Origin of the sequence: Pseudoflavonifractor sp. An85 (assembly GCF_002161235.1) — a bacterium.
Lineage (GTDB): Bacteria > Bacillota > Clostridia > Oscillospirales > Oscillospiraceae > Enterenecus.
Map to the genome: position 1 here is coordinate 1 of NZ_NFHE01000049.1, position 9,702 is coordinate 9,702.

At 60.8% G+C, this 9,702-nt stretch carries 18 protein-coding genes; 5 read left to right on the plus strand and 13 right to left on the minus strand.

Annotation, left to right across the window (positions count from 1 at the left end; all coding sequences use genetic code 11):
- The 13 genes from B5G37_RS15285 to B5G37_RS13640 form a co-directional block, all read right to left on the minus strand.
- Positions 1 to 287 (minus strand): ParA family protein (locus B5G37_RS15285; protein WP_158099434.1); only part of this gene is annotated, 287 nt, incomplete at its 3' end.
- A gap of 5 nt (positions 288 to 292) precedes the next feature.
- A complete protein-coding gene (locus B5G37_RS15290; protein ID WP_087258699.1) occupies positions 293 to 493 on the minus strand; it encodes a hypothetical protein in 201 nt (66 codons plus the stop codon).
- A complete protein-coding gene (locus tag B5G37_RS13590) occupies positions 487 to 927 on the minus strand; it encodes a single-stranded DNA-binding protein (RefSeq protein WP_158099435.1) in 441 nt (146 codons plus the stop codon). Before B5G37_RS13590 ends, B5G37_RS15290 begins: the two co-directional genes overlap by 7 nt.
- Before the next feature lie 28 nt (positions 928 to 955).
- Positions 956 to 1,564, minus strand: coding sequence for a hypothetical protein (locus B5G37_RS13595; RefSeq protein ID WP_087258703.1), 609 nt, complete (start codon positions 1,562 to 1,564; stop codon positions 956 to 958).
- 176 nt (positions 1,565 to 1,740) lie between these two features.
- Positions 1,741 to 1,995 carry a hypothetical protein gene (locus B5G37_RS13600; protein ID WP_087258705.1) on the minus strand — a complete coding sequence of 85 codons (255 nt, stop codon included), beginning with the start codon at positions 1,993 to 1,995 and terminating at the stop codon, positions 1,741 to 1,743.
- Entirely contained in the window at positions 1,992 to 2,603 is a 612-nt protein-coding gene (locus B5G37_RS13605; RefSeq protein ID WP_087258707.1) for a hypothetical protein, read from the minus strand. The genes B5G37_RS13600 and B5G37_RS13605 overlap by 4 nt, the downstream gene beginning before the upstream one ends.
- A 391-nt stretch (positions 2,604 to 2,994) precedes the next feature.
- Positions 2,995 to 3,186, minus strand: coding sequence for a hypothetical protein (locus tag B5G37_RS13610; RefSeq protein ID WP_087258709.1), 192 nt, complete (start codon positions 3,184 to 3,186; stop codon positions 2,995 to 2,997).
- Positions 3,187 to 3,239: 53 nt separating this feature from the next.
- Positions 3,240 to 3,857 (minus strand): hypothetical protein, encoded by a 618-nt coding sequence (locus B5G37_RS13615; RefSeq protein ID WP_087258711.1) that lies wholly within the window; start codon positions 3,855 to 3,857, stop codon positions 3,240 to 3,242.
- 141 nt (positions 3,858 to 3,998) lie between these two features.
- The gene (locus B5G37_RS13620) at positions 3,999 to 4,352 is read right to left on the minus strand and encodes a hypothetical protein (protein WP_087258713.1); all 354 of its coding nucleotides are present in this window, start codon (positions 4,350 to 4,352) and stop codon (positions 3,999 to 4,001) included.
- A 57-nt stretch (positions 4,353 to 4,409) separates the two neighbouring features.
- Positions 4,410 to 4,742, minus strand: a complete 333-nt coding sequence (locus B5G37_RS13625; RefSeq protein WP_087258715.1) for a hypothetical protein — start codon at positions 4,740 to 4,742, stop codon at positions 4,410 to 4,412.
- A gap of 182 nt (positions 4,743 to 4,924) precedes the next feature.
- Positions 4,925 to 5,224: a hypothetical protein gene (locus tag B5G37_RS13630; RefSeq protein WP_087258717.1), complete on the minus strand. Its 300-nt coding sequence runs from the start codon at positions 5,222 to 5,224 to the stop codon at positions 4,925 to 4,927.
- A 66-nt stretch (positions 5,225 to 5,290) separates the two neighbouring features.
- Positions 5,291 to 5,500 carry a hypothetical protein gene (locus B5G37_RS13635; RefSeq protein ID WP_087258719.1) on the minus strand — a complete coding sequence of 70 codons (210 nt, stop codon included), beginning with the start codon at positions 5,498 to 5,500 and terminating at the stop codon, positions 5,291 to 5,293.
- Positions 5,501 to 5,783: 283 nt separating this feature from the next.
- Positions 5,784 to 6,155, minus strand: a complete 372-nt coding sequence (locus B5G37_RS13640) for a hypothetical protein (RefSeq protein WP_158099436.1) — start codon at positions 6,153 to 6,155, stop codon at positions 5,784 to 5,786.
- Between the two features lie 121 nt (positions 6,156 to 6,276).
- Between B5G37_RS13640 and B5G37_RS13645 the strand changes: the two genes are divergently transcribed.
- The 5 genes from B5G37_RS13645 to B5G37_RS13665 all read left to right on the plus strand — a co-directional run.
- Positions 6,277 to 6,825 carry a hypothetical protein gene (locus tag B5G37_RS13645; RefSeq protein ID WP_087258723.1) on the plus strand — a complete coding sequence of 183 codons (549 nt, stop codon included), beginning with the start codon at positions 6,277 to 6,279 and terminating at the stop codon, positions 6,823 to 6,825.
- Positions 6,826 to 7,077: 252 nt separating this feature from the next.
- Positions 7,078 to 7,389 carry a phage replisome organizer N-terminal domain-containing protein gene (locus B5G37_RS13650; RefSeq protein ID WP_158099437.1) on the plus strand — a complete coding sequence of 104 codons (312 nt, stop codon included), beginning with the start codon at positions 7,078 to 7,080 and terminating at the stop codon, positions 7,387 to 7,389.
- Positions 7,386 to 8,456 (plus strand): phage replisome organizer N-terminal domain-containing protein, encoded by a 1,071-nt coding sequence (locus B5G37_RS13655; protein ID WP_087258727.1) that lies wholly within the window; start codon positions 7,386 to 7,388, stop codon positions 8,454 to 8,456. The genes B5G37_RS13650 and B5G37_RS13655 overlap by 4 nt, the downstream gene beginning before the upstream one ends.
- A gap of 22 nt (positions 8,457 to 8,478) precedes the next feature.
- The gene (locus B5G37_RS13660; RefSeq protein WP_087258729.1) at positions 8,479 to 9,309 is read left to right on the plus strand and encodes an ATP-binding protein; all 831 of its coding nucleotides are present in this window, start codon (positions 8,479 to 8,481) and stop codon (positions 9,307 to 9,309) included.
- A 97-nt stretch (positions 9,310 to 9,406) separates the two neighbouring features.
- The coding region (locus B5G37_RS13665; protein WP_143482963.1) for a hypothetical protein at positions 9,407 to 9,702 on the plus strand (296 nt) is incomplete at its 3' end.

Sequence of the window (9,702 nt, forward strand, 5' to 3'; positions counted from 1 at the left end):
GGCTCCACATCACGGGTGCTGGGCAGCATGGGCACGAGGATCATGTCCGCCGCGCGGCACCAGTCATCCATGCCGTTCTTCAGCACGCCCGCCGTGTCCACGATCTGGAAATCGCAGGACTCCGCATAGTCCGGGTCGTCGCACACCTCATGCACGTTGCCGCCCTGCGGGTCCGTGGACACGAACGCCACGGTCATGCCGCGCCGCTCGAACGCGAACGCCAGCTCGTCGGCGATGGTCGTCTTGCCGACCCCGCCCTTCTGATTCAGCAACAGAATCGTATACATAATAATCAGTGTCCTTTCTTGAATTTCATTTGAAGACGATCGCCCAGTTCGGCGGCCCTGCCCATCGCCACACAGAAGATCAGGACAATGGGGATGAGCAGCGCCACGATGATCGCGGCCACGATACCGCCCACCGCCCAAGCGATGAAGACCAGCAGCGCATACCAGACGACGGTAAACGCGATGAGAAGGATGAAGCTCAGCATAATCCGGTCTGCTCCCACACGTCCTCATCATAGAAATCCGAATCGGTGGTACCGGGGGACGCCGGTGCCGCCGTCTGCTCCTGCGACATGGCGTTCTCCTCCCGTGGCTTCACGTTCCCGAACTCCAACTGATCCACGACGACACTCAGAGAGGAGCGCTGCTCATCGTCCTTCATGTAGGAGGAGTAGTGCAGCCTGCCGTCGATCATCACCTTCGTGCCCTTGGTCATGTACCGGGCAAGATGCTCGGCCCGCTGTCCGAACACTGCACAGCGAACGAACACGGGCGCGTCCACATACTGTCCGCTCCCCCGATCCTTGCGCTTCTCGTTGATCGCCACCGTGAAACCGAGGACGGCAAGGTTCCCGTTCACGGTGCGCAGCTCCGCATCCCGCGTCAAATATCCGGCGATGCTCACCCTGTTGATGCTCATGATCTGCTCCTGTTCCTTATATATATGGTCACCGGTCTTCCGGCTCCCGAAAATTCCTGCCCCTATACATGGGGTGCGGACGCCAGTCATAGCCCCGCCGGTCCAGCCGGTATGTCAGCCACTCGACCACACGACTGAACTCCTCGTCGGTCCATGCGCGTGAGCGTTCTCCGCCCACGTCAATGACGCCTTCGCTTGCGTCAGGCCGGAGGAGTGTATTCGCGTAATAGTCGGCGACCACCTCGCCAGCAGGATAGCGCTCTCGGTTCACGTCCATGTCGTAGAACTCCACGAGGGGAAGGAGGCCGCCGTGAATCCGGCATTCATCAAGACCATATATATAGGAGTGGCCCTTTCCAAACCGTCCTCCCACATCGATGAGCCGGGCACGGAAGGCGCTGAGAATCAGATCGCCGTCTTTTGTCATGCCAACCCCGTGCTTTTCACAGATGACGGATTCGATTTGCAGAGACTTGTCCTGTTCGCGGTTCCACGCAATCCGAAAGCCCATCGCCTCCGCAGCATCGGAGAAGCCGGACGCATACGGGTAGGCGTCCCCGCCTTTGAAGAAGGCAAGGCCCTCGTTGTACGTATCAATGAGAGCGAACAGGCCATCGTGCTCGTGACCGACATCCATCGGAAACTCCTTTCGCCTTGCCGTACATCCACCAGTGTAGCAAGCTATTTTGATAGAATAATGGCTTCTCCATGTTCTGCACACCACATTCACATCTTGCTATCAAGGCAGCAACACAGGAATGTGGGCCTTCATTCTCAGCACGCCCGCGAGGGGCGATCCTGCCAAGGCAGGGACTAAAGGACCTCTAGACATAACTTGAAAAAGGCGAACACGCCCGCGCCGACTAATTCCAAGATAAGAACCATCGCCACCACCTCGAAGCCGGTCAAGCGGACGAAGTTGGCCTGTTCCTCCTCCGTCATCTTTTTCCACCTCTTCATGCCGTCCCTGACGCCTTTCCACATCAACCAGAGGATAGTAAAATACCCCAGTACGGCGCTCACCATGGCGCAACCGATTAAGAAAAGGTTAACCAGTACGATACTCATTCGTTTTCCTCCGACTGCTCATTCTTACCGCCTTTGCGAATGCGGCGGACAGGGCCGAGCTTGACGTTGCGCCCGCCCTTGGCTCCGATTGTGCGGGGGTCGCGGGCCTCGATGACGCGATAGCGGAATATCTCGGAGTTGACGACTTCGGTCACGACCACGGTGTCGCCTGACCTGATGACAATATCACCGATGTTGAGTTTGGAGGCGTTGTCGATTTCCTCGTCGCACTCCTCGGTCTCGGCCTCCGGCTCAGCGGCCTTGGCGATGTTGAGTGCGATCAGCTCGGCGATGTCCTCGCCGTAGAGTGCCCACTCGGTGTAGATGCTGCCGTTCTCAATGAAGGTCTTGGTCCAGCGGGTGTAGGCACGGGAGTTGGCTACACGCACCACTTCGCCGTCGGCGTCGATGTAGGAGCAGCGGCGCACGTTGCCGGACTTGTAGAACTCCACATCGAGGCCGATAAGGTCCTCCAAGGCGTCCACGCTCAGATAGAAACGGGTGATGCCGCTGCGGGGATTCCTCCACACACGGGCCTTGTGTTCGTCCACAAGCCGTTGGGCGGCATCCTCGGAGACTACGGTGGCCGATTCATGATAGCGGTCCATTGCGGTTCCTTTCTTTGTAGGATGCTATCATTGTAGCATGGTAGTCGGACGGCGGTGGTGGCGTGTCGCGGACATGGAAAGACCCCGGCGAATCGCCGGGGTCACGGAAGCGCCAGCAGCGGATCAGCGCACATGGAACCGCGCCTTGAAGTCCCACAGGTCACGTCCGTGATGCTTGTGGGATTCCAACCGGTCCACCTTCACGCGCAGCCCTCGCACCGGGCCTCCCACTCACGGTTGCCCGCATCGTATTCCACCGTGATCCACGTCACGCTGCCCTCGCCATCCATCACCGCCATCATGTCCTCCTTCCATAGGGATGGCCCCGGCCTGAAGACCGGGGCATTCGGTTCTCAATTCCCGCCACACAGATGGATCATTCCGCCATGCGTTACCATTGTGGGTCCTGCGCCGGGTCCGACACGGCATAAAGCGCTCTGTGCAAAGCGCCGTGGGTCCCGAACCTGCGGGCTTGCCGGACGGCCTCAGCGGCTACCACCACCATCCCTCCGATGACGAAGGGCGAGACGGCAACGGCGCTTTCCACCAACGCCGAGACCACCATGGTTCCTATTCCACTCATTTTTGCTCCTTCCTCAATGGGTGCCCGACCCCGTAGGGCCGGGCGGTCGGCACTTAGCGCTTCTCCTCACGTTTCCTGTTCTTGCATTCCTCACAATCACACGGTTCGGACGCGCTGACCGCCTCCCACAGTTCCCGTTTCGACCACTCATGCTCCGTGTGGACGCACTGAGCCGGACTGTGACCTAGGTCGGGCGTGCCAAGCGCTCCGCTGCACCAACCGGGCTTGTAGTCCACCCAATACCCGTCCTCTCCTTCCGACCAAATCTGCTCGATGCGGTCGGCGTATTTGCTCATGCTCTTCGGCAATTCCAATTCCTTTCCTCGACGGGTGCCTCGGACTACACCCTCAATTCGCACCTCCGGCGCTCTGGCGTTCTCGCCTACATTCCCGAACCTATCGGACTGGCCGTCGTAGATGTACCAGTAGGCTTCCTCCGGAGTAAGCTGGCGGCGTTTCCCGGTCTCGGCGTCGGTGCCATAGAGCCGTGCATCCGTGTCGTAGACGTACCGGTGGTCATGCGTGCAGGCCCAACAGACCTTGCCGCAAAGATCGCACCAATAGTCGATGTCGTCCGAGGCCCAGACCGCGACCTTGCCGCCGCAGTAATCGGTCTCGGTGACGCTGACGTTGCCGAGGGTGAGGGTATCGATGGCCTGTTCCTTAATCATTTCTGCTCCTTGCCGGGGTTGATGGGTGGTGCCCTATCCTTGTTGGATACTATCATTATAGCATGATAGTAAGACAGCAGAGGTGGCGTGTCGCTGACATAAAAAAGCCCCGGTATGAAGCCGGGGTCGAAATAGCACTTTTCAGCAGCGTCCGTAGCGTCCGATGCTGATTTGAACGGCGGAGTCCCCGGCGATGCAGGGGAACTCGCCGCCGGGCCAGTCGATCCCGGCCTGACGGAACCAGTCGGCGATGACGGTGGGATCGGCGCAGGCGAACTCGAACAGAAAGCCGTCCGCGTTGGTGAGCGTACTGACTGCGGTGTGATACGCGCTCTCCTTCATGTGCCGGAGCATGTCGCACAGGCCGATGATGCTGTTTCTCTGCTCCTGCTCCACGATGATGCTCTTGGTGAAGGTGATGGACGTGGCCCAGCAGCCGGGGGCGATGTGCTCCACGATCCCGGTGATCGCCACCCTGACCAGATAATCCGACATTGCCGTTCTCCTTCACTGTATGGAGGCCCGGCCCCGCAGGGCCGGGCGGTTGATGATTCAGACTGCCAGCGCCTTCAGGACCTTGTGGCAGTACCAGATGCCATTGCCGTCGTGGGGGTCCTCCTCCACGTAGAGGACGTGCTTCTTTTCGAGGGAGGTGAGCAGAGCGCCGAGCTGCCTGCGATCCTTCCACTCGATGTGTTCGACGCGCTCGAAGTTGCAGCCGAAGACCGGCTCACCGGGGTCCTGCTCGAACAATGCCACATCGTTGTTGTACAGCTCGAAGCCGTCCTCGCCCGCCGAGAGATCGAGGATGGTCCGTGCCAGCTTTTTCTCAAGGCCGGTGAGGGTGATGCTGACCGGCTTGCCGTCGAAGTAGAGGGTTTCCATTGCCACGTCCTTTCCTTGTTGGATACTATCATTGTAGCATAATAGTGAGACGGCGGAAGTGGCGTGTCGCAGATACGGAAAGGCCCCCGGACGAACCGGGGGCCTTCATCACATCAACCATATGCAGGAGCACTGCAATTCCATGATACCACGCTGCGGGCCAATCCGCATGGCCCATGGGATCAGGCCAGCAGCATCCAGAGAGACAGGAGCATCGCCGCCACCGCATCCACGATGGCCCCGATCGTGAAATAGAGAAACGCGAGATACACCGTGGCCTTCATGATAATCCAGCTCCGCCTCCGCCAGCCAGCGTGCCTCCACTCGTCCGCGCCGGACATGATGAATTTACCGTTCCAGACGAACCTGAACCGTTTTATCAGACTCCACTGCTTCCAGCCGCTACCGTCGGCAGCCTTGGCGTTGTCCTCGGGGATGTCTCCCTCCGGGGCGGTATCCCCGATCACGTTCTTGTCCGTCATCTTGGTTTCTTTCCTTATCGATCTATGGAATGCTATCATGATAGCAAGATGTAATGACATTTTACTTTATTCGTATCCCAGAATCAGATACGCCACAAGGGATACGCCGAGGACCAGATACATCGCCACCGGCGGTATCGAGGAGATCATGGTCAGAATCCTGTATTGACTGGCGGCGAGGCCCTTCGTGGCGTCGAACAGGCTACGGTCTATCCGCCCCCGGAGGGATTGAAGCGCATCCCTGATCCTGCTTTCAAATTTCCGCAGTCGGTCCATCGTTTCCGCTCCTTTCCCGTTTACTATCATTCTATCATAACAGGAAGATGGGAATGTGGGGAGGTAGCTATGTGTGTCCGCAGGCATGACCGACTGCCTGACCACCCCTGCCGTTCACACCACGGAAGATCGGCCCCGATTCAGTCCCGAGGGAAAGCAGACCGGAGCGCGAAGCGCGGAGGGCTTTCCCGTCGGGTTTGCTCCACGCAACCCGGCCTCGACGCGAACCCGTTGCTCCGGTCGATACTATTGAACTATTCTGCTTTCTTCGCGGATTGCTGTATTACTGTTTTCCCACATTGATTGCGTCCCGGAACTCCATGGTGAGGCCGCGCCGTTCCTTGGCACGCTGGGCCACGGCCCGCGCCCATGCGGCGGACTGCTCGGAGCCGGTGCAGTCCCGATCACGCCGGGGCACCTCTACCACTTCGCCGCCGTTCTCCACGAGGCGCTGCACCTCGGCGTCGAACTTTCTCTTGAGGTCCAGCATGTCCTTGGCGAACTGTGGTGGCGGGGTGCGGCTGCCTTCCCAGCGCTTCACGCTCTGCACTGTCACGCCCCACCGGATTGCCAGCCATTTCAGGGTCAGACCCATGCTCTCCCGCAGGGCCTTGTTCTCAGCAGGGGTCATCCATGCTCCTTTCCGTAATCGCAAAGAATGTGCCGTCCCCATTTTACCGTCACCGGTATCCAAAGGACACCGCTGTTTGACGGTGCCTGTGCATGGCTTGTGACAAAATGGGTACCGATATACCGTTACACGAAAGGACATGCCCATGAAGCCAACGAAGATGAAATCCAGCGGTGAATTGGAAGAGTACATCGCCGAACTGAAGGAACAGCTCAAACAGGCCAAGCTCGACAAGAGGGAGGCTTTGGCGCGGGAGCAGAAGCAGGCCCGCGAATGGCGCACCGACCTCGCACATGCGCTGGGCGAAACCGTGCTCACGGTGACCGGCTGCGACTGGACCCGGCTCGACCCCGAAGCGCTGCGGGAATGGCTGGTGGATCACGCCGGGGAGATGCAGACCCTGCTCGTCGGCCCGGAGCGCACCCCCGAGGAGGCCCACGACGCGCTGATCGCCTTCCGTCGCGGACAGGCCGCGGAGGCGAAGCAGGAGACGCAGCAGGCGGAGGTTGACGCCCCGCAGGAGGATGCGCCCGCCGCCGGGCCGACGGAGGCGGAGGTTTCCGCCACGAATGATGGCGGTTCGGACATCCCCACCACGGATTCCGTGACGGCTGACGGCAATGACAATGAGACTCAGGACACGCCGTGGTCCCCGCAGGGGGAGTCATGGCAGCCCCAGCAGGGGTGGAACTGAGCTTGAATACGAGGGGGACGAAGCCCACCGGCGCGAAGGCATCGGTGGGCTTCGATCCTTTTTGAGTTGGTAACCCAATCCAAAAGAAAGGACGCCTCCATCATACAACGGTTTATCCCGTGATTCACCGGCCTTTGGCAGGAGGCACGGCATCCGGCGTGTCGTTTTCGGGGCCTTGCCATCCACCCCATATAGTATGATAGCAAAATAGCAATGCAGGATTCTGTTGTGATGGCAGGAAAGGAGCGGACCATGAAGGACGAGGAGTACTGCGTCCGGTTCCCGTTGGACTTCTTCGACGACGCCCGCGTGAAGGTCATCGAGGCGATGCCCTCGGGGGACACGATCATCTGCCTGTGGATACGCTTCCTCTTTCTCCGCGTCCGGGTGATGGACATGGATGCGGATGGGGGCTACCTCCTCCGCTGCGAGGACGGCAGGACGCTCACCGAGGAGGAGCTGTGCCGGATCACCCACAACCCACCGCAGGCCACACATTACGCACTGTCGGTGCTGGACAGGTTCGGTGTGGTCCCTTCGGAGACGGAGGGGGCGGCGCGATGAAGCTCACATGGGTGAAATTCCATCTCGATTTCTTCGATGATCCCCGTGTGAAGGTCATCGAGACCATGCCGGAGTCCAATACCATGATCGCCATTTGGTTCAAGCTGGTCGCCCTCGTGGGCGGGCAGAACACCGGCGGCAGGTTCGTGCTGCGCACCGGGCGCAAGGAATCCGAGATGCCGTTGAACGAGGAGATCATCGCGGGCATCGTGAACGAATCCCTGACCACCGTGCGCCTCGCCCTGCACACCTACGAACGGCTCGGCATGATCGAGGCGGTGGATGGCGTCTACGTCATATCGGACTGGGATCGGATCGTGGACGAGGAGCGTCTGCGCAGGCTTGAGGCCCGCAGGGAGGCCAAGCGGCTGGAGGCCGCCCAGCCGAAGAAAAGCCGGGAGCAGGTGGTCCACGAATACTTCGCCGCGCATCCGGACGCCTCGCAGGTGCAGATCGCGCGGGAGACGGGCGTGCCCCGCAGCTCGGTCCAGCGCTACCTCAAGACCTACCGTGGGCTGCCCGCCCAAGGAAATGCCCAAGCAGGGGTGCCCACCCCTGCCCAAAAAGGTGCCCACTTGGGCGCCCAAATGGGCTGCCCACCCCTGCCCATGGGCACCCAACCGGGCACCCCTGTGGGCACCCCGGAACCCCTTGAAAACACTGGTCTCCGGGAGGGTGCCCAAAATTCCGGTAAAGATGAAGAATTAGATATAGATATAGATAATACATCTACAGCTGGGGACGAAAAAAACGGGCACCCATCGAAACGGGCGGGACGGCCCACATTGGAGGAGGTGACGGCCTTCATCCGCTCCGAGCGCCTGCCCATCGACCCCCAGCGGTTCTTCGACTGGTTCGAGCGGCACGGATGGGCCACGAAGACAGGCAAGCCGCTGGACGACTGGCGGCGCATGGCCCGCACATGGGCAAAGCACGAGCTGCCAGCGACACCCACAGCCCCGGCACCCGACCTTGGGCGTGAGGTGCCGACGGTGGAGCAGATCATGAAGGCCAACAAGGTGGACCGCAGCGTGGCGCAGGACATGCTCGACGCGGGCCTCTACTGACGACGGAAAGGAGCGGATTCACATGGAGGAGAAACAGCGTGTGGTGCCGAGGGAGGACTACCGGGACGAAACCGGCCTGCTGGTCTGTGGACGCTGCGGCCAGCCCAAGGAACGGAGACTGCCCGCCATGGACCTGTTCGGCGGGAAGGAGCGCATCGTGCGCGTCCTGTGCGAATGTGATATGCGGGAGCAGCGGGAACGGGAGGAGCAGGAACGGCTCAGGAAGGCGGCGGAACGCGCCAAGCGGCTCCGGGACGCCTGCTTCCACGGCAGCCCCTTCCTCCGGGACTGCACCTTCGCCACGGACGACGGGCGCACCCCACGGCAGTCGGAGCTGTGCAAACGCTACGCGGAGACCTTCGACCCGTCCGACCCCGGCGGCCTGCTCCTGTGGGGCGGCGTGGGCACCGGCAAGACCTTCATGGCCTCCTGCATCGCCAACGCCGTCATCGACCTCGGCTTCTCCGCATACCAGACCGACATCGCGGGCATCGCCACGCTGATGGAATCCTCCTTCGCGGACCGCCGCGCCAACCTCGACCGCATCCTGAATCGAGACCTGCTGCTCATCGAGGACCTTGGAGCGGAGCGCTGCACCGAATACATGCTGGGCCATGTGTACAACGTCATCGACGGGCGCTACCGGTCCGGCAAGCCCATGGTCATCACCACCAACATTCCCCTCAAGGACATCTACCAGCCATCCGCCTCAAGCCCATGGCAGCGCATCTTCGACCGGATCACCGAACGCTGCTATCCCATCGAGTTCACCGGAGCCTCCCGCCGCCGCTCCAAGGCCGCGCTCATGCGCCGCTCCATGGAGGAACGGCTGGGCATCCGGGAAAAAGACTGAATCCGGCGCTAAACCGCCGTTTACCGCCTCTTTTCTTGGCAGGCAGCCCCCTTCCTTTCGTGTCTTACGATGAAAGATAGAAAGGAGGCAAACTGCCATGATAGCAAACTATGAAAAAAGCAAGGAGGAACAGGAGGCCACGGTGCGGATGTTCTGCACCTACTGCTGGAAGTCCCTGCTCAACGCGAGGAAGGACATCGCCCGAAGGCAGGAGCGCCGGGCCAAGCGCGTCCGCCTGTTCTGCGACATGCGTGAGAGCGAGCTGAACCGGCTCACATGCCCCGCCTGCGGGCACTGCTTCGAGTCGCTGTTCGACGTAGGCGGCGTGGGCGTGACGGTGGCCGATCCGGACATGGCCGACGCCATCCGGGCCTTGGACGCGGACGGACAGGC